We start from the raw sequence: 25,039 nt of genomic DNA, 5'->3' as shown, positions 1-25,039 counted from the left end.
CGCGGTTCCACCCTACTTGATTTGCAAAACAGCAGCCTTGGTGCTTATGCCGCTTGTGCAAAATCCGCTTTTTCACGATCGTTTCCGTGCTCCAGGGCCGCCATTTCATGGGTCTCTCCGGCTCGGGCTTCCACCATCCCCGACTCGCTAATCCGGTTTGAAGAACACATTACTATTCCCGTTCAACGCACGAGTCTCTAATAAGAGAAATCCTTACTATAATACATGAATAATGAATATAAAGTCAAATTTCATATTTGTCCAGCTGGTCAAGGAAATTCCTCGATTTGAGCTGCAGTCCCAGCTGCATATCGATGAAGGCGCGCATGACCTTTTTCAGCTCGGCTTTCGTCACGTCTCTCACCTCAACATTGCCAAGGCGGCGAAGATCCATTCGCTCAAACAGGGACAACAGCTTGAATGTACCCGGCGCCACAGCCATTGCAGCCGGGTCATGGTGCCTGCAGCTCCGGCACAGCCTCCCGCCAAGGCGCGGGCTGATAAAATGCGTATCGTCCTGCCGGCCGCATGACAGGCATGCCTCAAAGACGGGTCCGTATCCGGCCGCCTGAAGTATTTTCATCTCGAACAGATGGATGACAATCTCCGGAGACTTGCCTGCAGACAAGCCGTCCAGACAGGCCTTGAGCTGGTTGAACCAGAAGCTGCCGACCTCCTCGTCCTGCAGCGTCCGGTCTAGAAGCTCACAGGCATAGGAGGCGTAGGCAGCCAAATATAAATCTTCACGTAAAGAAAAGTGAGATTCTATAATCTCACCTTGGTTAAGAGTTCCGAGGCCTTCCTTCTGCCTATAGAACGTATATTCACCATAAGTAAACGGCTGGGTCAGAGCAGCATGTCGACTCTTGACCTTCTTGGCCCCGCGAACGAGAACCCCAATCTTGCCATGCGTGGCCGTGCACAGCGTAATGATCTTGTTTCCCTCGCCATAATCCATGCTGCGGATGACGATCCCTTCCACCCTGTATAGCATGTCTCTCCCCCAAGCGTAATGTTACAGCGGAGCGTTGTCCACGTCCTCCGCAGCCTCCAGCTCCTCAGCAGCCGCGGCCTCCTCTTCACAATTGCTGCACGCTTCCTTGTACAGCATATAAGCATCGACATCTCCAGTCATCGAAAAGTACTTCCACGAAAAATCTCGCAATCGTATTCATCCTTTCTTCGGAAATGAAGCTGCGTCTTTGAAGAATAGGATGTTCTCAGCCAGCCTGGAGTATGTGATGAAATTCCTGCCATCGTATAACGAGCAAAAAAGGAGAAATGCCGCAAAACGGGTGAGTGCCGGATAGAGCTGCACCACCCCGCTGCAGGCCGGGCCGGGTATTCCTAAGCGTCCCGGTGAAACCCGAGATCCTTCAGGATCCGCTCCTGATTGCGCCAGTCCTTCTTCACTTTAACCCATAGCTCAAGAAAAATCTTCGAGCCGAGCAGGTTCTGAATATCCTGCCTGGCCAGCTTTCCGACTTCCTTAAGCAGCGCGCCTTGCTTGCCGATGATGATCCCTTTCTGGGAATCCCGCTCAACGAAAATAACGGCTGAAATATAGACGACCCCGTTATCCTCGACCCGCATATCCTCGATCGTCACAGCAATGGAATGCGGGACCTCCTCACGGGTTAAATGCAGGATTTTCTCGCGGATCAACTCGGCGCAGACGAATTGCTCCGGATGGTCCGTAATCTGATCCTCAGGATAATACTGCGGTCCCTCCGGCAAATATTTGCCGATTTGCTCCAGCAATGTGTTGACATTGTTGCCGAGCATAGCGGAAATCGGCACGATCTCCGCGAAGTCATAGAGCTCCCGGTACTGCTCGATCAGCGGCAGCAGCTTCTCCGGCTCGATCCGGTCGATCTTGTTCATGACCAGGAATACCGGGGTGCGAACCTCTCTCAGCCGCTCGATGATGAATCTGTCGCCTCCGCCCAATCCCTCCGAAGCGTCGATAAGGAACAGCACTGCCTCTACTTCGCCTAGCGTGTTCAAAGCCGTGTTATTCATGAAATCCCCGAGCTTGGATTGGCGCTTATGGATGCCCGGGGTATCCAGAAACACGATCTGCATTTCTTCCGTCGTGTACACGCCATGTATTTTGTTCCGCGTCGTTTGCGGCTTATCGGACATGATTGCGATTTTCTGCCCGATGATATGGTTCATCAGCGTCGACTTGCCGACATTCGGCCTGCCAACGATCGCCACAAACCCGGATTTGAATTTGGTTTTTGCCATTTTGTCTAGTCCTTTCTGTTCGTGCGTAACGGTGCTATTATTTCTGCAAATCCGCAGGACCGAAGGCATAAGGCAGCAGCTCCGCTACCGTTGTCTCCCGGACAGCGCCTTGCATGCTGCCAAGAATGACCGGCATGTCCGGGCTGCACAGCTCCAGCATGACCTGACGGCATACGCCGCAGGGCGCGATGGGCCCTTCTGTATCGCCGATAACGGCCAGCGCCTTGAAGCTTCCTGGAGCAAGTCCGTCGGCCACGGCGCGGAACAACGCGGTTCGCTCAGCGCAATTCGTCGGCCCATAAGCCGCGTTCTCAATATTGCAGCCATGGTGGACATGCCCGTCCGCATCCAGCAGCGCGGCGCCGACAGCAAAGCCGGAATACGGCGTATAGGCAGCAGCCCGCGCTTTAATCGCTTCTAACAGCAAGCTCTTGTGATCCATTGACGTCATCTCCTCAGGCAATATAGTTGCAGGCACCCGGGCGCAAGTCCAGGCGCTGGAAGTAACCCGCTACAGCCCAAAGCTAGCCATAACCGGCTCATAGAACAGCAGGCCGCCGACGCAGGCGGCAATGATCGCCGTGACGAGCACGGCGCCGGCAGCCGCATCCTTCGCCGCCTTGGCAAGCGGATGCCATTCGGGAGAGACGAGATCCACCACGGCTTCCAGCGCGGTATTCACCAGCTCGGCTGCGATGACGAGGCCAATAACGATAAGAAGCAAGGCAACGTCACGCACCGGAAGGCGAAAGTACGCAGCGGCCAGCAGTACAATGATCGCGGCCAGCAAGTGTATCTTCATGTTCCGCTCCGACTTCAGCGCCGATACAATTCCTTCCGCCGCATAGCGGAAAGTGTCGCTCCATTTCGGTGCGGGCTTCATTAGCGGGTTAGCCCTGCCTGAGCCAGAACAGCTTCCTGCTTGCCCATCATTTCCGCCTCGCTCGCCTCATCCTGATGATCATAGCCGAGCAGGTGCAAGAAGCCATGAACGAACAAAAATCCGATCTCCCGCTCAAGGGAATGGCCGTATTCTTCGCTTTGGGCCTTCGCTGTCTCTGCCGAGATAATAATATCCCCCAGCATGTCGTTCAATCCTTCAAGCTCTTCGCCCTCTTCGAGCTCGTAAACGATCTCCTGCTCCTCCTCCACCGATTCGTTCATGGCAAAGGAGAGCACATCAGTCGGCCGGTCGATTCCCCGGTATTCGCGGTTAAGCTCGTGAATTTCCTCGTCAGTCACGAAGGTCAGAGCTACCTCGCCTTCTGTGATGCCTTCGGCCTCTCCGGCTTTTTGCAGCAATACATTCAATAGCTCTATTAAATCTTCCCCGATTTCGATGATTTCTTGCTCGTTATTGCACTCGAGCTGTAGTGCCATGGCCTTCCTGCCCCCCGTCTTTCTCTTCATGAGCTGCTTTCTTGATTTCCTCAGGATATTCGATCCGCGAATGGAAAATCCCCATTACCGTCTCTTTCAGCGTCTGGGCAATGACATCCAGCTCTCTCATCGTCAAGTCGCATTCATTGAACTGATGGTCGTCGAGGCGGCTTTTGATGATCTTCTCAATCATCGTCTCTACCTGTTCTACGGTAGGCTTGCGCAAAGAGCGGACTGCGGCCTCCACACTGTCGGCGATACCGACGATCGCCGCCTCCTTCGACTGGGCCTTCGGCCCCGGGTAACGGAAATCCTCCTCCGTGAAGTCAGGCTCTATCCCCTGCTCCTCAGCCAATTTCAACGCCTTGTGATAAAAATAATGCAGGAAGGTCGTCCCGTGATGCTGCTCCGCAATGTCGCGGATCGGCTTCGGCAGTTTATAATCCTTCTGCATCTCAGCCCCGTCGCGGGCATGCGCGATGATAATCGATTTGCTCAGCTTGGGATCGATAAAATCATGCGGATTCTCCATATTGTTCTGGTTCTCTATGAAATAGCTCGGCCGCTTGGTCTTGCCAATATCATGATAATAAGAGCCTACCCGGCACAGCAGACCGTTGGCGCCGATGGCCTCCGCCGCCGCCTCGGACAAATTGCCGACCATGACGCTGTGATGATACGTTCCCGGCGTCTCCGTCAGCAGCTTGCGCAGAAGCGGGTGGTTCGGATTGGACAGCTCCACCAGCTTCAACGCCGACAGAATGCCGAAGGTAACCTCGAAGAACGGCATTAGCCCGATGACGAGGATCGTCGTCAGCAGTCCGCCCGCAACGGCAAAGCCGACCGCATAAAGCGTGCTGGATTCCGTCCAGCCATTATTATCAACCAGAATGAGCGTAAACACCGCCAGCGAGCCGAACAGCGTGATCATAATTCCGGCCTTCAGCAGCGTTGAGCGCTGGCTGGCCCGATGGATCGCGAATATAGCCGCAAAAGAAATGACGACAGCGAAAAATCCGAATTGGAAATCGAAAATTTGCCCTTTATGCACATTAAGAATAATGCTGGCCAATATACTGAACAATATAGAGCAAATATATGCCAATGACATGTCAAGCAGCAGCGTAATCAGCATGGCCCCCACAGCGATGGGCGCAATGTAGCCGATATAGGGACGCTGTTCATTTTGCACAATGTTGACCACATGCATCGACAGGATCGTGATCAAAATGATCAGCAGCAGCATGACGAACTGCGCATTATTATACTTGAAGCGGCTCACGCCTTCCGACTGGCGGATATACATAATCAGGCCTGCTGCCAGCAGCGAAGACAGAATGATCAGGCCGAATTGCGGCCAATAGTTCACCTCATCCTTGAGCAGTCCGTTCTTCTCCAGCAAGGAATACATTTCCGGGGTGATTTTCTCCCCCTTTTGCACCAGTACATCCCCCTGCTTGATGAATACGGTAGGCGTGTTCTCTCGCGCCTCGACCTTGGCCGCTTTGGTCGCTTCCTCGTCATAGAACTTGTTAGCCGTAATCGCAAGCCGGGCCAGCTCCTGAACGACCTCGCGGGATACGCGCTTGCTTAGCGAGCTCGTGCTCACCAGCTCCGCAACCTTGGCGCGCGCCGTCTGGGCATCCACGATCTGGTCCGTCGTCAGCCGCGCGACGATATCCGCTGCCACAGGCTTCATTTCATTGATATCCTCCGGCGTCAGCCTCGGGATTTTGATAAACGTCTCTTCCGAAATATGATAAGCCTGTTCGCTGATCCGCTCGTTGACTTCCTGGAACAGCTTCTCTGAATAGTTGGGTGAGTTTCGGTTGTTCCGGATAAAATTCTGGATATGATCATGCGCCCTTTGCGGCAGCTCCTCGCGATAAATTTGGATCTTGTCCTGGGTCGACACCTGATCATCCTGGTTGAGACGGAAAATCCGATCAAGCATTTGGCCGACGAGCACCTCGTTGCGCAGCGGCAAGATCGTATAGACTTGTCCTACTTTCTCGGCCGCTTCCTCCTGGGCCTTCAGCGTAGCCTTGGTATCGGGAATATCCATGGGAGCCAGGATTTCCTTATCGCTGGGCAGCCCGACGGCAATATCATAAGTCTCTGGGAGCAGCTTGGGCGCAAGACTGGCATAGAACATAATAATGAGCAGCGCAAACAGAACATAGCGTACAGATACGCTATGTTTCCATCCGGCTGTTCGGGATTGCAGCATTTTACCTTTTTGCATTTCGTTTGAGGTCATAGTGACAGCCCTCCTGAAAAATTTAAGCCCGGCAACCTTTTATTAAGCATATAGAGTAGCGGCGAGACTATGATTGGTATGACAGCAGGTTTCCAAGCTGGTCGGATTAACCCTGATTTTCAGCAGCACGGTCATAAGCAACGATAATTTTCTGTACAAGCGAATGGCGCACAACGTCGGATTCCGCAAAATAGACAAACCCGATTTCTTCGATCTCCTGAAGAATATTCTTCGCTTCGATGAGCCCGGACTTCTTGCCTTTTGGCAAATCGATTTGCGTTACGTCGCCGGTAATGACCATCTTCGAGCCGAAGCCGAGCCTCGTCAGGAACATCTTCATCTGCTCCGGCGTCGTATTCTGGGCCTCGTCCAAAATAATGAAGGAATCGTCAAGCGTCCGGCCGCGCATATACGCTAGCGGGGCAATCTCGATGAGGCCGCGCTCCAAAGCCTTGGCCGTCTGCTCAGGCCCCATGACATCATATAAAGCATCGTACAGAGGACGTAAGTAAGGATCCACCTTCTCCTGCAAATCGCCCGGCAGGAAGCCGAGGTTCTCCCCCGCTTCAACCGCAGGCCGCGTAAGGATAATCCGTTTAACCGTGCCTTCCTTCAGCGCTGTAATCGCGAGGACGACCGCCAGGTAGGTTTTCCCTGTCCCCGCCGGACCGACGCCAAATACGATGTCGCGCTTCTTGATCGTCGTTACATAGTGCTTCTGTCCGATCGTCTTTACACGAATCGGCTTGCCCCGGTAGGTGACGGCAATTTCGCCCTTGTACAGATCCAGCAACTGATCGGCGCGAAGCTCCTTCGCCAGATCGATGGCGTAGTTCACATCTCTCTCCGTCAGAATGTAGCCGTTGCGGATCAGCTCCAGCAGAACCTCGAACAGTTGCTGGACCATCTCCACCTGGCGGGCTTCACCGCGAATCGATATTTCCGACTCCCGCAGGACGATCCCTGCATTCAGATTTCTCTCGACAAGCTTCAGGAAAGAATCCTGCGGACCGAATAACGATAATCCTTCAGATGCACTTTGCAATGTAATTTTTGTATGCGAAATTTGTTCTGACAAATAGACTCATTCTCCTTGATCGTATACTATCGGAAGTTCCTCCGCTATATTTTGCTCTACTTCAAAAAGCACTTTCATATAAACTTTACCATTGTCTGTCTTCTCATGCAAAATTTTTTGACTGACAATTTTCGATTCGATGCCATGCTTCGCATAAATATCCCGTACAGCCCTGTCGATCCCGTCTTGCTTCGCCTGCCGGGCTGAAAGCTTTAGCTGGATTTCCGTCGTCTCCAGCAGCTTCTCGCTCATCCAGCCAACCGGCAGCTTCCAGCTGCGCCAGCTCAGCGGATCAAGCTCGCTCAGGATTTGGAATTCAGCAAAGCCCGGGCTGCCGTAGCCGGTAATCTGGATAGCGGTTTTGCCAAAGAACAAATAACCCCTTTCCTTTTTTTCCCCGGTGTAGACCTTCTGCTTCCTGACGACAGGCACTTCGATGTCATATTCATGCCAGACGATTCCCTTGATTTCCCCCTTGGCCACCACATAGCCGTTGCCCTGGATACCGGCAATGAGCACCTGCCCCTTCCTGACCCGGTCATGCTTCTTCACTTCCAGCTGTCCCCGTTCGGCATAAATATGCGTAATCACGGCATCAAAGCTGCTGACAAGATGGCTGGGGCTGCGCAGCTCCTGTTCCTTGGGGCGGGTGGCCTCGACGACCTGGATTGTGATGCGCGTCCCGCTGCGGGATACGCCGACCCAGGACGTTCCGGCCAGCCTGCGCGTAAGCTCCGCCGATAACTTGTCCTGTTTTTGCAAGCGGAATATCCATTGAAAAGGGTAAATCCCTTCTTCGCGGGCAGCGTGCAGCACGTCTTCCGTCGAAATTTTGTCATTACCCTGTACTTCAATATCCCATACTAGGGAGGAGAGGGCAAACATAATGGCGATAAACAGGAGAAAGCCGGCGATAAAAATTTTGCGGCGCCATAATCTGGCGAGCATAAAAGGCATGCCGCTGCGGCGCTTGACGGACATCCTGCAGCCTGTCCTCTTCAGCAGCGGGCGGAGGGAGAAATAATCGCTTAGGTGGACATTCATCTCCATTTTCCGCTCCGGGAGGGAGCGCACATTCCAAATCTCTATGCCTTCCTTCGCCAGCTCATTAATCAGCCTCTCGAGATGCTCGCCGCGGACAACGATCGTCACGCTGCCGCGCAGTCGGGATAAGACAGATGATTTCACGCGGGTTCACTCCTCTACTCCCTGATATTTAATGCCGGAAATCCGGCCTTCAATAATGACCTCCTCAGGCATGATTGCCTTGATCACAAGCTCTGCGCCCTCCACCGTCAGTATTCCTTGCTTCAGCTCAAGCTGAAGCTCCTCCGGCGAGAAGTGAACCACCCCCCGGTGGTTCTCTATCAACAGCTGCTTGCTGCCGATCATGGTGAGCCTCGGTAGATCGAATACGAGATCCCCCGGCAGGTCGAGCGCATCGACCGCCCATTTGCGAATTTTCCGTGATAGCCGGCTCATTTGAGGCAACCCTCCTTCCTCTACCCTACAAAATATGCGCCCCGGGATGAATTTATGAAACCCGAAGCAAAAAGGGCAGAGCGGGCTTGGCTGTTTTAGCAGAAACCTCTTTTTCAGGTGCTGTTTGGCGTTTGGTGCGGATTTGGAGTTGGGTGCGGATTGGGTTCTGGCACAGTGGGAGTTTGGCTCGGCTGGAGTTTGGTATGATTGGAGTCTGGCTCGGCTGGAGTCTGGCTCGGCTGGAGTTTGGTATGGTTGGAGTCTAGCATGGTTGGAGTCTGGCTCGCTGGAGCTTAGTACGGTTGGATTGGTATGGTTGAGGTCTGGTACGGTTGGAGATTGGTATGGTTGGAAATTGGTATGGTTGGAAATTGGTTGAGGTCCAGTGCCGGTTAGAATTTAAATGGATTAACTATTTAGCCCCCTAATCCAATTGGACACTCTAATCCACCTCAGATACACTAAAATGAGTGAGGAGTTAGAATCCATGAAAAGACGATTTAGGTGCCCCAATGAAACGAAGAAGGAGCTTGTGGTAGAGGTGCTCTCGGGTTATCGGACGGAGATAGTAGCCCGGAAGCATGGAATGTCTCCTAGAACGTTAAGCCAGTGGGTTCGCCAGTATCAAGATGAGGTGGGTGACCTTATGAAAAAGAAGCAAAACGATGCAGAAAAAATGAAGCAGGATGCAGCCAATTTCAAGGAACTAGAGAAGAAATACAACGATGCCATGAAGCTACTAGGCGAAAAAGAGCTCGAGAACAGCATTCTACGAGACCTGGTAAAAAAAAAGTATCCCGATTGGAAGTAGCTATCTATTGGATTCAGCAAGGGTATCCCGTTCAAAAGGTGCTCCTTCTATGTGGAGTCCCACGTTCAAGTTACTACTATCGCCTAAAGCATCCTGAACGCCAGCAGCCAGTCAGCAGCGGTCGGCCTGTTCCAGGCTTCTCCTATGACAAGGATGGAAAAAAGGTAGGAGATGCTCGCATTAAAGGATACCTCAGACGCTTGATTCAAGGCCTTAACGCTGCCTTCGGCTATCGGAAGCTGACGACGTTGTTGCGGCGAAAATACCGGCTAATTATTAACAAAAAGAAGACCTACCGTCTCTGCAAAGAAATGGGGATTCTCCATCCACAGCGAGAGTTGAAAAACCCCGTACCTAAAAAGCTCGCCAATAACCGTATTGTGAGCGGACCAAACCAGCTATGGCAAATGGATATTAAGTATGGTTACGTAGCCGGCAAACGCCGACATTTCTACCTGGCCAGCATCATTGACGTGTTTGACCGGAGCATTGTCGCCCATTACCGTGGAAAGGTCTGCAGCACAGAAGACATTTTGCGTACGATCCAGAAGGCGCTTTTTAAACGTAGAATCCACGAACAAGAACACAAGTTGGTGATCCGGACGGATAATGGGCCGCAGTTCATTAGCAAAGCGTTCCATGCCTTTTGCGAGCAAGCGGGGTTAGAGCATGAAAGGATCCCCAACCAAACGCCAAACAAGAATGCTTTTATTGAGTCGTACCACAGCATTGTAGAGCAAGAATGCTACCAGCGGAATTGTTTTGAAACCTACGAAGAGGCTTTTGCAGTGGTCGACCGATTTATTCGATACTACAACACAGAACGCATCCACGGCAGTCTCTACGATTGGCCGCCCAAGGAATACTTGCGTTTAGTCACCGCGGGCTTGATTAACCCAAAGAAAATTGCGCTATAATGTGATTTCCTAAGTATGATGTGGAAAGTGTCCAAACTTAGGGGGTTGAACCGTTAAATGCGTCTATTTGAATCCTTGGTCACTGCTGCGCTATAATAACTGTATTTCATTCATCTAAATGACCGATTTTTGATTTACAAGCCTTTGATCCTGATTTTAAATACAAGGAATCCAATTAAATGTCTGTTCATTCTTAGAATTATGAATTTAATTGCAAGCGTTCCAATTAATTATCTATTCATCCGTTGAATTAAGAGTTAATTGCACGAAAAGCACTATTCGTCTGTTACCCGTCAGAATTAACAATTTATTTGCAGGGAAGCCAATCCATTTACTCGTCTATTTGCCCGCATACTTAAGAAATGTTGTAAGAAATCCAACTATTATCTAAATTTGTCTATAATAAATCTTCAGAAATCCGGTTAACGTTTGGGCTCGTGCCTCTTATATTAGCAGCAGTTACACGGTTACGCTGTGTATCGTATACAAAAATTCAAGTTTCGTCGATCAAGAGAAAAAATGTGGTGCGTCACAGTCTCTTAAGAAATTAGAAATGTTCTAGCCCCCTCGTGAACTCGGTAATGCGTCAACTCCCCTGAACTCAGTAATTCGTCAACACCTCACGAAATCGGTAAGCGTTATCTCCCATGAAACCAGTATTGCGTCAGACCCTCGCAATCTCAGCAATGCGTCAGACCCCTCATGGCAGTAATGCATCAGCCCTTCATGGAACTCGTACACAAGGCTTTCCCTTCCTGCTCCTTCACGAGGTAGAGAAGTCAGTCATGCTTCATTAAAGCATAAACTGCACACAACAAAAAACACCTTCTACATTCGTAGAAGGTGTTCATTTGCGTATGTTATTGCAAAAGCTGCTGAACCGCTTGATTCACGAGCTTGCCGTCAGCCCGGCCTTTGACCTTGGGCATTAGCGCACTCATGACTTTCCCGATATCCGCCTTCGAAGAAGCACCGGTTTCCTGGATGGTCTGCTGTACAATGACTTTAATTTCTTCTTCTGTAAGCTGTTCAGGAAGGTATACGGCAATAATCTCAGCTTCAGCTTTGACATTTGCAGCAAGATCATCGCGACCTGCTTTTTCAAATTCTTGGAGGGCATCTTTGCGCTGTTTGATTTCACGACTTAGGATATCAAGCACTTCATTATCGTTCAAAGGTCTTTTCAGATCTATTTCAAGATTCTTGATCGTAGCACGAACCATTCGAATGGTGGAGAGTTTGAACTTGTCTTGACTCTTCATCGCTTGCTTCATATCTTCGTTCAATCGCTCGCTAAGATTCATGGTAGCTAATTCCTCCTAAAACTTTCTCTTACGAGCAGCCTCGGACTTTTTCTTGCGCTTTACGCTTGGCTTTTCATAATGCTTGCGTTTCTTCACCTCAGCCAATACGCCATCCTTTGCGATGGAACGCTTAAAGCGACGAAGTGCAGCATCAATTGTCTCGTTTTTGCGAACTTTAGTTTCAGACACCAGTTTTCCCTCCCTCCGACCAGACCGTCCAAGAGCATAACACGGTTCATCATTCTTCATTATAGGGGAAAAATAAATCGGGTGTCAACCAAACACCTAGTTTTTATCTTTCATTTTCACCATTAAATTTTTAGATAGCGTGCGAATCGGAACTTTGAACAAGCGCCCCGAGTTTTCTGCCGCCGATCAAATGATAATGGATGTGGTATACGGCTTGTCCGCTGTCCGGTCCGCAGTTGTTAATGAGGCGGTACCCCGTTTCGGCAACGCCCAGTTTTTTTGCAGCTTCCTGAGCCACCCGGTGCAATTCCCCGATCATAGCGTAATCCTCGGGCCCTACATCGTTCATCGTCGCAATGTGTTTTTTAGGGATCACCAGGACATGCGTCGGCGCCGCGGGCTGAATATCATGGAATACAAGAAAAGTATCGTCTTCGTACACTTTGTTTGAAGGAATGGATCCATTTGCGATTTTGCAAAATAAACAATTTTCCATTTTACAATGCCTCCTACAAATATATATGTACCATCATACCTAAAATTAGCAAAAAAAAGAAGCACCCGGCTCCCTCGAATATCGAGCTCGCTGGTCGTACGGACGTATTGGCCCAAAATCCATCTGTCACCAATACGTCCGACGGGGTGCTTGCAAAATGATGTCGGCTAACTGTAGTATAACAGCCGGTTGAAGCTGTATCTGTGATGTACATCACGCCTGGAAGTTATTTTGTTGCCTAATTCAACAGGCAGTGTCGACGCCAATAAACGCCTCAAATAACTTGTACTAGACCGCATGTGGTCGACCGACCGCCGTCATGCAGCGAAACACCGCGCGCTAGGAGCCGCGCGCGGTGCGAAGCGGGACGTCCTGCCGATGACCGGCATTTTTGTTCCTTGCTATCATCCGCTGCTCATGACTTGTGTTATGGCATAAGACTTGTGTTACGGCATAACAGATATGATTAATCGATGGTAACGCTCGGTGTAGGCAACTTTTGTGTGCGTGGAGTTATGGTGTAACAGGTATGATCGATCGATAGTGTCATGACAAGTATATGATAACGTGGTAATGATAGCATGATTTGCAATAGCACGATCTACGACAACACGATTTGTGACAGCTTAATGTTGTAATAGTTTAATGTTTTGATAGCTTGATGTTTTGAAAACGTGACTGTGTTAGCGTTTATGTGGTGATAGCGAGATGTTATGATGGCGCGATGGCAGTTGACGAATTCCCGCTTCTCCAACCTAGGTCGGGCCTTAGACGATTACAGGCTTTCCAGAGTAACCCGCGAGCCCTCCCCGCCGCTTTCTGCCGGAATGACAATCAGCTTCCGTGCCAATCTAGCGCGAAGCTCGGCCACGTGGCTGATAATACCGACCGACAAATGATCATGGTGCAGATGCTCCAATGAAGTAATCACCGTATCCAGCAGCTCCGGATCCAGCGTTCCGAAGCCTTCGTCCAGGAAGAAGAATTGCAGCGGATATTGGCCGCGAAGCTGTATTTGCGCCGATAAGGCAAGCGCCAGCGCCAAGGAGGTAAGGAAGGTCTCTCCGCCAGAGAGGGTGGCGACAGGCCGCTTCACTCCTCCGTTGGCATCGTCGCAAATGACGAAGCCTCCCCCGGAATCACATTCCAGCGAATACCGCTGATTTGTAAGAAACCTCAGCCGTTGCGATGCCGCTTGGCTGACATTCATCAGCTGCTCCTCGGCCACGTATTCCACGAACGCATTACCGCGCAGCGAGGACTGCAGCTTGGCCAGCAGTCCGGCATCGCGCTCCCGTTGTAAGCGGATTTTTTCGAGCTCCTGCCAGCGGACATGCCTTTTCTCCAAATCCTCCAAATCCCGATGCGATCTGGCCTTTAACTGCAGTGCGGCCTCATCCTGCTCCTTAGCCAAGCGTAGGGCCTCGCAGCACGCCTGCCATTCCTCCTCGGTCACATTACGGCCTTCCAGCTTCGCCTCAAGCTCCTTCAGATTAATGATAAGCTCGCGCTCGTCATCCCGATGCGTTTGGATCTGCTGCTCCAAGGATTTCATACTCTCCTCATCCAGCAGGGCTTCCGCTGCCTGCGCCGCGCTTTCGAACGGAGAAGCGGCCAGCTCCGCCTCCCACTGCTTCAGCAGCCTCGCTTCTTGCTCCTGGGCAGCCGCTGCGGCCTGCTGAGCCAATACGTCCGCCTGACTGCAGCGCTGACGCTCCGCTTCCGCCTCCGCCTGGCGGCGCCTGCCTGCCTCGGCCTGTTCCCGCAAGCCCTCGATACGCTGCCGGATATTCTGGAGCAGCACATCCGCCGATTCCTCGCCGATCCACGCTGTCAGGCGCGTTTTTTTGTCGCGGAGCAGCTCCTGTTTGCCCTGTTCCTGCAGCTCCCACTGCAGCAGCGACCTGTCCAGCTCGATGATGTCCTTCTGCAGCTGTGCAATATGGGTTGTCTTCTCCTCGATAAAAGGAATACTGATAGCGAGGCGCTGCTTGATATCCTCCGTAATAAGGTCGCGCTCGTGAATTTGCTCCATTCGGATGACCGCTTCCTCTGGAGACAAGCCCGGATGCTCCTGATCCCACTCCTTCTGCAGTCTGGCTAACACCTCGCGGCATGCGCGGCTGTTCTCCCTGGACTGCTCGGCTAGTGAAGCTAATGAGGCCGCCTCCGCCGTTGCGGACGCCTGCTTGTTCTGTATTTCGCCCAGCTGATGATTTATTGTCTTAACCTCTTGTTCAAGAGCGTCAAACACCTGGCGCCAATCCGCCTGCTTTCTCCGTAAATCCTCATATTGCTGTACTAATACAGCTCTCGCCTGCGGTCCGTCCGGCAGACCGCCCTCTAACTCGCCTGCACCGCCTGAGCCAGATCCCGCAGAAGTCGAGGAGACAGCTGGGAATACAAGCGCTTCGGATGCGGATGCGGAGGCTGCTTCCTGCTGCGCAGTCTCGGCAGATAGGGCACCCTCAAGCCCTAATTCAAGCGAGCTGAACAAGCTGCTGACAGCATCGGAAGCCCTCGCCGCCGTATAGCGGAGATCGCGGGCTTGACCGGCCAACAGGCCAGCCTGTTCAAGCTCCTGCTCTCCGATGTCCGGGCCGCCTGCCTCGATGTGAGAAGCAGCCGGAGACGGATGCTCGGTTGAGCCGCATACCGGGCATGGATCGCCATGACGCAGCGCCTCGGCCAAGCGCAGCGACCAGTGCTGCTCGTCCCGCTCTTTAGCAGCGTGCCTTAAAGCTGCTTCGTAACGCTCAATCCGCTCCGTGAGCTCAGCTGTCGCTGCGGCAAGCCCCGCTAGACGCTCCCCGGCCTCTCGAGCTTTTTCGGCCAGAGCCAGACGCTCCCGTACATACCCGGCCTCCTCCAGGGCCAGCGCCTCCAGACGAGCAGCTGCCTCCCGGGACAGCTCAAGGCGCTTGCTCTCCTCGGCTTCCGCCTTGCCCAATGCCTCAAGGGCGCTGGCCAGCCCCTGCTGGCGGTTCACTGCATCCTGCAGGCTGCGCCGTTCGGAGGCCTTCACCTCGCTGCTCTTCAACTGCGCCTCCAGCTCCTGCTTGCGCTGCTGCGCCTTGGCGAGGAGCTGCTCCTGCTTGGACAGCTCCTCGCCAAGCTGCCGGTGCTGCTCGCTGGCCTGCGTACGCTGGGCCTCCAGACTCCTCGCCTCCGCCAGCAGCTGCCCGCGAGGGCTACGGTCAGCGGATCCGATGCTGCTGCGTATCGACAGCTGGATGTGTATAGTAGACGCCCCTGCTGCTCCGCCGCGAGCTCTTTGAGCGCCTGATCGTTCTCCTTCACTCTGCGGCTCAATTTCTGAGCGAGCAGGTCGCCGTATTTCTCCAGATGGAACAGGCGCTGCAGCATCGCTCTTCGCTCCGCCCCTTTCAAGGAGAGGAACTCGGCGAACTTGCCCTGGGGGAGAACGACGGCACGCGTGAAGTCGTCCATTTTCAGACCGATCTTCTCTTCGACACAGCGCGTAACCTCAGCAAGCTTATCGGCCACCACCTTCTCGCCCTCCGGCGATATTTCGATAAAGCGGCTGACCGTGTTGCTGACCGAAATATCGCTTTGGCGCTTGAAGCGGCGTTCAACCCGGTAACGCTCGTGGCCCTTGGCCGAGAGCAATTCGAAGGTAAAGGCCACGAACAGCGAATCCTCCGAATGGTTCATGATTCCCTGCGTCCCCCCGGAGGCACGGCCCACTTTGCCATACATCGCCAGAGTAATGGCATCAAGAATCGTCGATTTACCGCTGCCCGTCGGACCAAAAATGCCGAACAGCCCGGTATCGCACAGAGCGGTAAAATCAATTTCCTGCATGCTCCGGTAGCTCTGAAGACCGGATAGCTTCAGGGAAATCGGCTTCATCGTTCCTCCTCCTCTTCTTGGCCTGCAGCGGTCTCCTCCTCCGCTACTAGCGACATAAACAGCTCGACCAGCTCATCCTCCGGCTCCGCCCCGCCGCTCTGCCGCTGGTAAAATTTACGGAACAGCTCATGAACCGGCATCTGTGCGCGCGAAGCAACCGCCATTTCCTCGGCCCGTCCGGGATAGACCGGGCGGATATGTACAATTCCCTCATGAGCCTTCCGCAGCGCTTGAATATCGCTCATCGACATCGCTTCGGTTAAGCTGATTTCAAGATCAATAAATGCGTTCTTATCCCGTCCCTCCTCAAGCCAGCGATGCGCCTCCTCCAGACCGCCCCGGCACGTCCAGCGCACCAGGGGACGTCCGCTGCAAAGCAGCAGCTCCTCCGTGCTCGGGATGCCTCCGGGAGCTATGTCAAGCAGCATCACCGACTTGGCCTGTCCTGCTTCCGAGAAGCTGTAGGCAAGCGGGGAACCGCTGTACCGGATCAGCCCGCTGCCTTTGACAAGCTGCGGGCGGTGCAAATGCCCCAGCGCCGTATATTGGGCTCCGACATCCAATGACGAAGGATCGACCGTATAAGCTCCGCCGACCTGAATGGGGCGCTCAGAGTCCGATTCTACTCCGCCCAGCACATAAATATGACTCATTGCCAAATTCACGGTATCCGCGCGGAATTCCTGGGCCAGCTGGCGCATAAGCCTGCCAACCTTGGCGCTGTAAGCCAAACGAAGCTCCCGCTCATCGCCGTCCTCCGCCAGCAGCTCCGACAATCTCGCTTCCGACGGATACGGCAGGGCAGCGATGACCGCCCGCTCGCCAGTTCTCGGCACCTCTACGTGCACGCTCCGGGAAGCGGGCAGGCCAACCAGCGTAATCCCTCGCTGCGATACAAGCGGGGAGACGGCGGAGATCCGCTCCGGCTGATCATGGTTCCCGGCGATGACGACAAGCTGGCAGCCCGCATCATTCAGCCGGGCCACAGTATCGTAGAACAACCCCTCGGCAGCAGCCGGCGGGTTGACGCTGTCGTATACGTCGCCGGCCATTAAAATCATATCGACCTGCTGATCGCGGGAAATCTGGACCAGCTCGTCCATGAACATCTCCTGCTCCTTCAAGCGGCTCCGCCCCTCCAGCGTCCGACCCAAATGCCAGTCTCCCGTATGCAAAATGCGCATGGCCTGTTCCCCCTCTAAATTTGAAAACTGCTACGATGTTTCCTGCACAATGATTCCTATATTTTGACCGCTTCTCCGTTATCGAAAAAATACAGCCATTTCTCGTCGACCTGACGCCCCATGATCTGCTCGATCGCTTTGGCATAAAGTTCAAGCTGGAAGCGATAGGTTTCCGCAAGAGCCGGCACGCCCCCTAAATGATCGAGCACCCGGTCACTCTTGTAATCCAGCAAATATAGCTTATCGCCGACCGCAAACAAACAGTCGATGATCCCTTGGATCAGCACGGTCTCATCCGCCAGCTGCTCCATCCTGAATCGCTCTCCGGAACCGTCAGGTTCATTCTCAGAGCCGGCTGTAGGCGGAGCAAAGCGCGGATAAGCCTCTCCGGCAGACAAGCCGTAGCTGAACGGCATCTCCCGGCGGATCCAGTCAGCCCCGCGAAGCAAATCTCCCAGCGGGCTCCGTAAAAAGTCAGCAACCCGCGCGGCATCCATTTCCCTGCTCTGCTCCTGGGACATGATCTGCAGCTCCACTAATCGCTGCAGCGTCTGCTCTACCGTTTCCTCATTCGCCGGCTGATCGAAAGGAAGATGCTGCATGAGCATATGATAGGCCGTTCCCCGCTCGGTCGGCGTCATCCGCTTCTCTTCCATGAATCTCGGACGGCGCAAGTGCAGCTTGTATTCCGGCTTTTCTTCAAGCACGCTGCGCCGCTCCGCGCGAGCTTCCTCCGCAGCGAACCAATCCATCGGCGGCTCTTCCTGCATCGCCAGGAGCGCCTTCATCTCGGTGACCGAGGTCTTGGCCGAAATACGGCTGGCCGTCTCGAACGGATAGCGCCAGTCCAGCCGCGCTTTTACGGCAGCGTTCAGCTCCTCATGCTGCCCGTCGTCCTCCGCCAGATTGACGGGAACAGGCCGGCCGGATACCAGCGCCTGCAGCCTCGCTCTCTCCTCCGGCGCCCAGGCCTTGGCTGCCGCCGCTTGGGCCAGAGCGGTCACGAACTGCTCGGCCGGCATAAAGCCGATAACCCAGTCTGGCAGGCTTCCTGCATCATAATTCAGTGAAGGGCCCTGCAATCCGGCAAATTCCCTCAGCTGCGCTGCCGCAGGGTGGCGGATAAGGGATGGTCCGATCCAATCCAAGTAACTCCGTCCGCGGGCGATCAAATAATCCGGAAGCCGCTCCTCCCCGCTTGCCAGAATGCCTCCCCACGACTCAACTGATTTGGCCAGATCCTTGACCGAGGAAATCAGAATGAGCTTGTCCTTAGGCCGCGTCAGCGCTACGTACAGCACCCGGATTTCCTCGGCCAGCAGCTCCAGCTGCGCCCGGCGGCGGATCGCCAGATTCGGAAGCGTTGGATAGCTTACCCGCGTGTTCTCATCCACGAACTTGGGACCATAGCCCATTTCCTTATGCATCAGAAACGGCGTATTCAAATCCTGCCGGTTGAACATTTTGGACAGGCCGGCCACGAAGACGACCGGGAACTCCAGCCCCTTGCTCTTATGAATGGTCATAATCCGGACAGCATCCTCCTGCTCCCCGGCGGCGGCAGCCGCCCCAAGGTCTCCGCCGTTCTCCCGCAGCCTCGTTATATATCTCAGGAACCTGAACAGGCCGCGGGCCGATGTGGACTTCTCGAATTGTCTGGCGCGGTCAAGCAGAGCCCGCAGGTTGCCCTGCCGCTGTGCTCCGCCCGGCAGGCCGCCAACCCAATCCAAGAATCCGGTCTGCCGGTAAATATCCCGGATCAAATCGCCTAACTCGCCTTCTCTCGCTTGCTCCCGCCACTTCTCCAGCTGTGCCGTATAAGAGATAAGCTTGGCCTTCAACGCGCTGGTCTTTGCCCCTGCCTCCTCTGGTGCGATCCCCGCTGACAGGGAATCTGCCAACATGAAATCTACTGAATTGGAGTTTGTTGACATAGAACCTGCTGAATTGGAATCTGTTGGCATGGAACCTGCGGAATCCGCTGAACTATAGTCTGACGACAGGGAATCTGCTGTAATAGGATCTGCCAATTCAGGATCTACAGACACAGGCGCTGTTGCCTCAGGGTCTGCTGACGTAAAATCTGCTGAGACGAAAGCCGCCGAAGCCTGCCCGTCTTCCGCGACCGTCTCCTCCCGGCTTATATAAGCCTCCACAGCCTCGTAATAATTGCCCTTCGGGTCAGCCAGGCGTATCTCGGCCAGCTCCTCCTCGGACAGGCTGCAGAGCGGCGAACGAAGAACGGCCGCCAGCGGAATGTCCTGCATCGGATTATCGATAACCTGCAGCAACGACATCATCGTCTCGACCTCGGAAGCCTCAAAATAACCCTGGCTCACTTCCCCTGAGGCCGGAATGCCTTCCATTTGAAGCTCCTCCATCATGGCGGGAGCCCAAGTCAGGGTAGAGCGGAGCAGAATGACCATATCCCGGTACTCCACGGGCCGCAGGCTCTTCAAATGCTTGTCGTAGATGCGCAAAGGCTTCTGCCGCAGCTCCCGGATCCTGGCCGCAATGGCTCGGGCCTCCAGGCGCACAGCCTCCAGATCGGCCAGCTCCTCGTCGGCCCGCATTCCTTCCGTGTCGTCATCGGCTGACGGCAGCTCCCCATCGAAGCCCGCATCGCCGCTGCGGTCGATCAGAAGCAGCTCGGGGCGATAATCCTCCCCGTCATTGCCGGGATAGCCTTCCCCGTACACGAGCTCCGAGCGGGAGTCGTACGAGATTTCCGCAACCCTCTCGCTCATGATTTGACGAAAAATATGGTTGACGGCATCGATCACTTCCCGCCGGCTGCGGAAATTGCGGGCAAGATCGATTTTTAGCCCCTCTGCAGACTCGTTCTCGCCATAGCTCCGATATTTCTGCAGGAACAGCCCGGGCTCAGCCAGCCTGAACCGGTATATGCTCTGCTTCACGTCGCCAACCATAAAGCGATTGCCCGGCTCCTGCCGGGAAATCAGCCGGACGATATCCTCCTGCACCGTGTTCGTATCCTGATATTCGTCGAGGAGCACCTCCTCGAATTGCTTCTGGTACTCCAGCGCGGCATCTGAAGGAATGACTTGATCCCAGGTCGAATCCGGATGGCGCAAAATTTGCAGGCAGTAATGCTCCAGATCAGCGAAATCCAGCCAGCCTTTAGCCGTCTTCTCCTTGCGGTAGCGCTCAGCGAACTCACTGACGAAGGAGGACAGCTCGGCCATCAGCGGGGCCATCTGGTTCATCTCGTCCAGAAAAGCCTCTGGCGGACGGCCGAACAGCTGCGTGCGCAGCTCATTGAGCGTCTTCTTCGCTTCTTCACGCAGCCCCTTGACCCGATCCTGCAATGCGGGATCGGTCTGATCCTTCTTGCACGGCTTCAGCTTGCCGAAGGCGATGCTGCTAAATTTCCCATGCAGCTCCGACCATTGTCCTGCATTAACGGAAGCCAGCATCCTTTCAATCATTGAAATATCCTCTTCAAGCGTGGCCGCATACGGCTGCGGTCCGCCAGGAGCGAGGGAGATCTCCTGAGCCTGCTTAAGCAGCTGGACGGCTCCCTCCAGCGTCAGCTTGGCATCGCTTAGAATGCTGCTGACCCACACGCTCTTCTCCAGAGCCTCCACACTCGGTACGGCGAAGGCTTCAGCTGCCTGCCTCAGCCAGAAGTCCGGCCAAGGGTGGCTTCGCGAGAAATCATACAGCTTCTGAACGAGGAAAAATACAGCATCATCGCTGCGTTCGCCGCCGAACCAATCTACCAGGCTCAAAAAAGGACTGCCTTCCCGCTCTTGCGCATATTTCTCTTCGAACAGCTCCTCGAGCACTTCCTGACGAAGCAGGGCTGTCTCGCTCTCGGAAGCGATGCGGAAGCCGGGGTCAAGCGGGATGAGCGTATAATAGCGCTGAATGACTTCCATACAGAAGGAATGAAGCGTCGTAATCGAAGCGCGGCCAAGCATAGCTAGCTGCCGCCCCAGATGCTCGTCGGCAGGATTACGCGCCAGCTCCTTCTCCAGCGCTTCCCGGATGCGCTGCCTCATTTCTGATGCCGCCGCCTTGGTGAAGGTGGCCACAAGCAGGCGATCCACGCTGAGCGGATGCTCCTTATTGCACAGCTTCTGAATGATCCGCTCCACCAGCACCGCCGTTTTGCCGGAGCCTGCGGCTGCCGCGATCAGCATGTTGCTGCCCGACTGCGATATCGCTCTCCACTGATCATCGCTCCAGTAGCTGCCTGGAGGCTTCGGTATGCTCATCTTGCTCCTCCTCTCTGTCATTCTGTTCGAACAGCTCCCACAGCTTGTCCTTGCCTGGCTTGCTCAGCATTTGATAGGACGTGCCCTCCACCGCCTCATCGAAGCGGCATACCGGCTTGAAGGCGCAGTAGGTGCAGGCCGTCTCTTGACCTAGCCGGTACGGAGCAATCCGTACATCCCCGTCCGTAATTCTCGTTCCTATTTCCGTAATCGCCCGCCGCACCGAACGAAGCAGCTTGTGCCACTGCTCCTCTGTTGCGACGGAAGCGCTGCTGTAGAAGCCGCCATCAGCCTTGACGGCAACCGGCAGAATATCGGAATATCCTTTGTCCAGCACGCTGTCCATCTTCGAGATCACATCCCGATCCGCGAGCAGCAATCCCTTCATTTTGAATCGCTTCAGCATTTCCAGCTCGGCCTGCTCTGTACTCATCCCATTGCTGCTCTGAAGCAGCGGGTTATGCACATGGAAATACAGCGTGCCTGCCGGCAGGGCCCGTTCTCCCAGCCACGACTCCGCCGACGCCAACAGCACCTCAAGATAGGTCAGCATTTGCAGCGACAAGCCGTAATACACCTCATGAAGCTTCAAATCCGTCTGGCTCGACTTATAATCGATGACCCTTAGCAGCAGCCCCTGCTCTCCCTCCGCTACATCGACGCGGTCGATCCGGCCGATAATCTCCATGACGCACCCGTTCGGCAGCTCGAAGGTAAGCGGCGGCAAGGCTTGGCCCGGACCGAAATCCAGCTCCAGGCCGATCGGCTCGAAGCTGCCCCTCCTCGATTGCTCGCCGAGGATGACGGAGGCGCGGCCTACGATATTCTTCAGCTTGCGGGTAATATAACCGTAGCGTTTTGAGCTGAGCAGGATTTCCCCCTGCAGCTTCGGCGCGATCCGGTCGACCGCGATCTCCGCCTCCTGCAGGCACTGCTCCGGGGTAAGACTGCCCCAGCTGCGATTCTGCTCCTTAAAAGTAAGGGCCATCGAGCTAAGCGCTGCATGAAACAGCTGGCCGATATCCGGGGCCTTCAACCGGTAAATTTGCCGTTCTCTCAGCTTCAAGCCATGGGAAGCGAAATGTGAGAACGGACATGCTGAAAATCTCTCCATTCGCGATACACTCGTACGGAGACGCTTGCCGTACAATCTCCGGCTCGTAGCGGCAGAAAGCCCCCGCACCCTATTGCGGTATTCCAGCGAGCTGAGCAGGCGGCTTACCTTGCCGTCCCATTCGGGATGGGCCTTGTACCAGGCGAGTGCATTCCACCATACAGGGGAGATTTCTTCTCCGCTCCTCCAAAGCCGCAGCTGGTCGATCAGCCGGGATAACGTCGGCTCCGGCCGGCTTACATATTCAAGCTGCCGCTCCTCCTGCTCCGCCGCTGCCGGAGCATCAGCCAGAAAGCGCTCCTGCAGGCCGGGGAAAATCGTCTTCACATGGCGGATTACCTCGGAAGGCAGGAGCGCTTTGCCGTCTTCGTCAGCCAGCGGATAGCTCAGCCACAGCGAGCGGCTCGCCGCCGACAATGCTTCATAAATGAGGAAGCGTTCATCAAGCAGCCTCCGCGTCAGGCTCGGGGCAAGGTCCATGCCGATTTCGGAAAGGCGCACCCGCTCCTGATCGCTAAGCACCCCTTCTTCCTGCAGGCTGGCAGGCATAATGCCTTCGTTGATTCCAAGCAGGAACAAATGCTTTACGTGGCTGGAGCGCGTGCGGTCCGTGCTTCCGATCAGCACCTGGTCAAGAGACGGCGGAACAAGGGATAATTTCAGATCCTGCAAGCCGGTCTCCATAATGCCGGCAAAGATATCCAGGCTGAGCTCCTCCTCTCCCATCATTTCCACGATCTGATCGAGAAGATCCAGAATGGCGTTCCACAGCTGGCGATACTCCATCGCCTCTTGCGGCCGTCCTTCGGCCTGGGCTACATGCGCCAGCTTGTCCAGGCGGTGGGCAGCTTCCACGTCCTCAAGCAGCCTGTAGACTGCGGTGCACATTTCCCGGGCGCTGCGGCTCCGCTTCAGCCTGGTCTCAAAGGCTGACAGCGGCGTCACAACCGCCTCGCGGCAGCGCTCCAATACCTGCATCGCCTCGCCTGCCGCCTGGTCCTCCGGACGGTCGGAGGCTTCAAGCGACAGGCTGGGCGCCCCTTTCCACGGTCGGCCGTCGTTCCAGCGGTAGCCCTGAATCCCGCTGGCCAGCACATAATTCTCAAGCCGATCCATGTCGCTTCGCGTCAAGCTGCCGTCTTGCGGCAGAAGAAATTCGCTTTTGACGCAGCGGAATACATCCTCGTATTTCCAAAATTTCAGCACGACATCCATAGCTCCCCGAATCAGCTCCACGAGGGGATGATAAAGCACGCTGCGTTTCTGATCCAGGAAGTAGGGAATACCGTATTCCTCGAACACCGGGCCGATCAAATGGTCGTAATCCTCCAAATTTCGGACGAACAGAGCCATATCCCGCCATCTCGCCCCCTGCTCCCTGGCAAGGGCGACCATAGCTCGCGCAGCTCCTTCCGTCTCCGTGCGCCGGCTGCCTGCGGCATGCACAGACAAGGAGGCCGGCAAATCCTCCGGCAGAGCCTTTCCTTTCCAGGGAATGCGATGCTCATAAGCATATTCCAAATGAGACAGCGTCTCATTGTCCCTGAATCTCGGGTATGGGCGGGTGGCCAGCACGACCGCTGGCTTAACCTCGATCCCGCATGCCTCGGCAAGCGCGCGAAGCTTCATATACGTGATCGCCGTAGAATGGAACAGGTTCAGCTCGTGCGGCGGCACTCCGTCATCATACGGACGGTCCAGCGTAAGCGATACAGTGACTGAGGAAGCGACCGACATCAGCGCGCCGATGGCTTTATACTCCTGTGGGGTGAAGGATTGAAAGCCGTCGATCCATATATCAGCGCCGCGAAGGTAAGCGGACTTCGGAGCGCCTTCCGCCAGCTTTACAACATGATCCTCAGCATCTATGTAGAGCCTGGACAATTCCTGGTCAAATTCACGGTAGATGATGCTCAGATCATGCAGCTTATCCTTCAAAAGGGGCGATTCTCTGTCCGACTCCCCCAAAGTCTTCTCATACTTATCAAAATCCGAAAAGTCAGCATCGTATTTCTTCAGCTCGCTGTAAAGCGCATTGATCCGGTCGATGACACCCAGTTGATCACCGGACTGCTTGAACAGCTTCAGCTCCCTCCGGTGCCTGCGCATGATTTTGTAGAGGAGCATCTTCTTGCCCTCTTCGCTGATCGGTATCAGCGCTGCCCCGCCGGTTTCCTGCATAATCCGCAGAGCCAGGCGGTGAAAGCCCAGCACCTGGGCCCGTACGGTGCCGAATAATTGCTCTGACTGTACGATCGCACGCTCGATCTGGAACGTCCCCTGCTCCGGTGCAATTAATATGATTGGGGCTCCGCCCGGATCCGCTCTCAGCATCGAAGTGATCCGCTCCAGAATGAGGCTGCTCTTGCCGCTCCCCGAACGGCCGATGATAAATTGAAGTGACATGGTGCTCCTCCTAACAGCAAGGTTGCCGTAAGACTAGAAATCTATGAAAGCAAA

General features: G+C 54.6%; 20 protein-coding genes and 1 pseudogene. 3 read left to right on the top strand and 18 right to left on the bottom strand.

Going from position 1 to position 25,039, the window contains the following annotated elements; translation table 11 throughout:
- Positions 1-44: 44 nt before the first annotated feature.
- The 11 genes from BN2762_RS28075 to yqfC all read right to left on the bottom strand — a co-directional run bounded on the left by BN2762_RS28075 (position 45) and on the right by yqfC (position 8,450).
- Positions 45-170 (bottom strand): hypothetical protein, encoded by a 126-nt coding sequence (locus BN2762_RS28075; RefSeq protein WP_262362814.1) that lies wholly within the window; start codon positions 168-170, stop codon positions 45-47.
- A 74-nt stretch (positions 171-244) separates the two neighbouring features.
- Positions 245-994, bottom strand: a complete 750-nt coding sequence (gene recO / locus BN2762_RS13230; protein ID WP_055107429.1) for a DNA repair protein RecO — start codon at positions 992-994, stop codon at positions 245-247.
- 21 nt (positions 995-1,015) lie between these two features.
- Positions 1,016-1,165: a YqzL family protein gene (locus BN2762_RS26110; RefSeq protein WP_074048628.1), complete on the bottom strand. Its 150-nt coding sequence runs from the start codon at positions 1,163-1,165 to the stop codon at positions 1,016-1,018.
- A gap of 182 nt (positions 1,166-1,347) precedes the next feature.
- Positions 1,348-2,250: a GTPase Era gene (era, locus tag BN2762_RS13225; RefSeq protein WP_055107428.1), complete on the bottom strand. Its 903-nt coding sequence runs from the start codon at positions 2,248-2,250 to the stop codon at positions 1,348-1,350.
- Positions 2,251-2,287: 37 nt separating this feature from the next.
- Positions 2,288-2,692 (bottom strand): cytidine deaminase, encoded by a 405-nt coding sequence (locus BN2762_RS13220; protein ID WP_055107427.1) that lies wholly within the window; start codon positions 2,690-2,692, stop codon positions 2,288-2,290.
- 69 nt (positions 2,693-2,761) lie between these two features.
- Complete coding sequence (locus tag BN2762_RS13215; RefSeq protein WP_055107426.1) at positions 2,762-3,133, bottom strand: diacylglycerol kinase family protein; 372 nt, start codon at positions 3,131-3,133, stop codon at positions 2,762-2,764.
- The gene (gene ybeY, locus BN2762_RS13210) at positions 3,133-3,630 is read right to left on the bottom strand and encodes an rRNA maturation RNase YbeY (protein WP_055107425.1); all 498 of its coding nucleotides are present in this window, start codon (positions 3,628-3,630) and stop codon (positions 3,133-3,135) included. Before ybeY ends, BN2762_RS13215 begins: the two co-directional genes overlap by 1 nt.
- The gene (locus BN2762_RS13205; RefSeq protein WP_055107424.1) at positions 3,605-5,890 is read right to left on the bottom strand and encodes an HD family phosphohydrolase; all 2,286 of its coding nucleotides are present in this window, start codon (positions 5,888-5,890) and stop codon (positions 3,605-3,607) included. Before BN2762_RS13205 ends, ybeY begins: the two co-directional genes overlap by 26 nt.
- A 106-nt stretch (positions 5,891-5,996) precedes the next feature.
- A complete protein-coding gene (locus BN2762_RS13200) occupies positions 5,997-6,968 on the bottom strand; it encodes a PhoH family protein (RefSeq protein ID WP_055107423.1) in 972 nt (323 codons plus the stop codon).
- Between the two features lie 6 nt (positions 6,969-6,974).
- Entirely contained in the window at positions 6,975-8,156 is a 1,182-nt protein-coding gene (gene yqfD / locus BN2762_RS13195; protein WP_055107422.1) for a sporulation protein YqfD, read from the bottom strand.
- A 6-nt stretch (positions 8,157-8,162) separates the two neighbouring features.
- Entirely contained in the window at positions 8,163-8,450 is a 288-nt protein-coding gene (yqfC, locus tag BN2762_RS13190; RefSeq protein ID WP_055107421.1) for a sporulation protein YqfC, read from the bottom strand.
- Positions 8,451-8,916: 466 nt separating this feature from the next.
- Between yqfC and BN2762_RS13185 the strand changes: the two genes are divergently transcribed.
- The gene (locus BN2762_RS13185) at positions 8,917-9,261 is read left to right on the top strand and encodes a transposase (RefSeq protein ID WP_230202464.1); all 345 of its coding nucleotides are present in this window, start codon (positions 8,917-8,919) and stop codon (positions 9,259-9,261) included.
- Positions 9,168-10,178 carry an IS3 family transposase gene (locus tag BN2762_RS13180; RefSeq protein ID WP_148499853.1) on the top strand — a complete coding sequence of 337 codons (1,011 nt, stop codon included), beginning with the start codon at positions 9,168-9,170 and terminating at the stop codon, positions 10,176-10,178. The genes BN2762_RS13185 and BN2762_RS13180 overlap by 94 nt, the downstream gene beginning before the upstream one ends.
- Before the next feature lie 860 nt (positions 10,179-11,038).
- On the opposite strand, the gene BN2762_RS13175 is transcribed toward BN2762_RS13180, so the two are convergent.
- The 3 genes from BN2762_RS13175 to BN2762_RS13165 all read right to left on the bottom strand — a co-directional run bounded on the left by BN2762_RS13175 (position 11,039) and on the right by BN2762_RS13165 (position 12,167).
- Entirely contained in the window at positions 11,039-11,482 is a 444-nt protein-coding gene (locus BN2762_RS13175; protein ID WP_055107420.1) for a GatB/YqeY domain-containing protein, read from the bottom strand.
- A gap of 15 nt (positions 11,483-11,497) precedes the next feature.
- Positions 11,498-11,671, bottom strand: coding sequence for a 30S ribosomal protein S21 (gene rpsU / locus BN2762_RS13170; RefSeq protein WP_005547957.1), 174 nt, complete (start codon positions 11,669-11,671; stop codon positions 11,498-11,500).
- A gap of 130 nt (positions 11,672-11,801) precedes the next feature.
- Entirely contained in the window at positions 11,802-12,167 is a 366-nt protein-coding gene (locus BN2762_RS13165; RefSeq protein WP_055107419.1) for a histidine triad nucleotide-binding protein, read from the bottom strand.
- Between the two features lie 297 nt (positions 12,168-12,464).
- Between BN2762_RS13165 and BN2762_RS27755 the strand changes: the two genes are divergently transcribed.
- Positions 12,465-12,605: a hypothetical protein gene (locus tag BN2762_RS27755; RefSeq protein ID WP_222861082.1), complete on the top strand. Its 141-nt coding sequence runs from the start codon at positions 12,465-12,467 to the stop codon at positions 12,603-12,605.
- A gap of 337 nt (positions 12,606-12,942) precedes the next feature.
- Here BN2762_RS27755 and BN2762_RS13160 read toward each other — a convergent pair.
- The 4 genes and pseudogenes from BN2762_RS13160 to addB all read right to left on the bottom strand — a co-directional run bounded on the left by BN2762_RS13160 (position 12,943) and on the right by addB (position 24,985).
- A pseudogene (locus tag BN2762_RS13160) lies at positions 12,943-16,040 on the bottom strand (AAA family ATPase).
- Positions 16,037-17,224 (bottom strand): exonuclease SbcCD subunit D, encoded by a 1,188-nt coding sequence (locus BN2762_RS13150; RefSeq protein ID WP_055107416.1) that lies wholly within the window; start codon positions 17,222-17,224, stop codon positions 16,037-16,039. The pseudogene BN2762_RS13160 and the gene BN2762_RS13150 overlap by 4 nt, the downstream one beginning before the upstream one ends.
- Before the next feature lie 56 nt (positions 17,225-17,280).
- Positions 17,281-21,465: a helicase-exonuclease AddAB subunit AddA gene (addA, locus tag BN2762_RS13145; protein WP_074048627.1), complete on the bottom strand. Its 4,185-nt coding sequence runs from the start codon at positions 21,463-21,465 to the stop codon at positions 17,281-17,283.
- Complete coding sequence (addB, locus tag BN2762_RS13140; protein ID WP_055107414.1) at positions 21,425-24,985, bottom strand: helicase-exonuclease AddAB subunit AddB; 3,561 nt, start codon at positions 24,983-24,985, stop codon at positions 21,425-21,427. The genes addA and addB overlap by 41 nt, the downstream gene beginning before the upstream one ends.
- Positions 24,986-25,039 lie beyond the last annotated feature (54 nt).

This window comes from Paenibacillus ihumii, assembly GCF_001403875.1.
Taxonomy (GTDB): Bacteria; Bacillota; Bacilli; order Paenibacillales; family Paenibacillaceae; genus Fontibacillus; species Fontibacillus ihumii.
This window is presented reverse-complemented; position numbering and strand designations above follow the sequence as displayed.

Bases quoted from the DNA above. Each gene is read 5' to 3' on its own strand.
- BN2762_RS13150 (WP_055107416.1), bottom strand. From the start codon at position 17,224: ATGCGCATTTTGCATACGGGAGACTGGCATTTGGGTCGGACGCTGGAG.
- BN2762_RS13205 (WP_055107424.1), bottom strand. From the start codon at position 5,890: ATGACCTCAAACGAAATGCAAAAAGGTAAAATGCTGCAATCCCGAACA.
- era (WP_055107428.1), bottom strand. From the start codon at position 2,250: ATGGCAAAAACCAAATTCAAATCCGGGTTTGTGGCGATCGTTGGCAGG.
- recO (WP_055107429.1), bottom strand. From the start codon at position 994: ATGCTATACAGGGTGGAAGGGATCGTCATCCGCAGCATGGATTATGGC.
- BN2762_RS13220 (WP_055107427.1), bottom strand. From the start codon at position 2,692: ATGGATCACAAGAGCTTGCTGTTAGAAGCGATTAAAGCGCGGGCTGCT.
- addA (WP_074048627.1), bottom strand. From the start codon at position 21,465: ATGAGCATACCGAAGCCTCCAGGCAGCTACTGGAGCGATGATCAGTGG.
- BN2762_RS13215 (WP_055107426.1), bottom strand. From the start codon at position 3,133: ATGAAGCCCGCACCGAAATGGAGCGACACTTTCCGCTATGCGGCGGAA.
- BN2762_RS28075 (WP_262362814.1), bottom strand. From the start codon at position 170: ATGTGTTCTTCAAACCGGATTAGCGAGTCGGGGATGGTGGAAGCCCGA.
- ybeY (WP_055107425.1), bottom strand. From the start codon at position 3,630: ATGGCACTACAGCTCGAGTGCAATAACGAGCAAGAAATCATCGAAATC.
- BN2762_RS27755 (WP_222861082.1), top strand. From the start codon at position 12,465: ATGTGGTCGACCGACCGCCGTCATGCAGCGAAACACCGCGCGCTAGGA.
- yqfC (WP_055107421.1), bottom strand. From the start codon at position 8,450: ATGAGCCGGCTATCACGGAAAATTCGCAAATGGGCGGTCGATGCGCTC.
- BN2762_RS13185 (WP_230202464.1), top strand. From the start codon at position 8,917: ATGAGTGAGGAGTTAGAATCCATGAAAAGACGATTTAGGTGCCCCAAT.
- BN2762_RS13165 (WP_055107419.1), bottom strand. From the start codon at position 12,167: ATGGAAAATTGTTTATTTTGCAAAATCGCAAATGGATCCATTCCTTCA.
- addB (WP_055107414.1), bottom strand. From the start codon at position 24,985: ATGTCACTTCAATTTATCATCGGCCGTTCGGGGAGCGGCAAGAGCAGC.
- BN2762_RS13175 (WP_055107420.1), bottom strand. From the start codon at position 11,482: ATGAATCTTAGCGAGCGATTGAACGAAGATATGAAGCAAGCGATGAAG.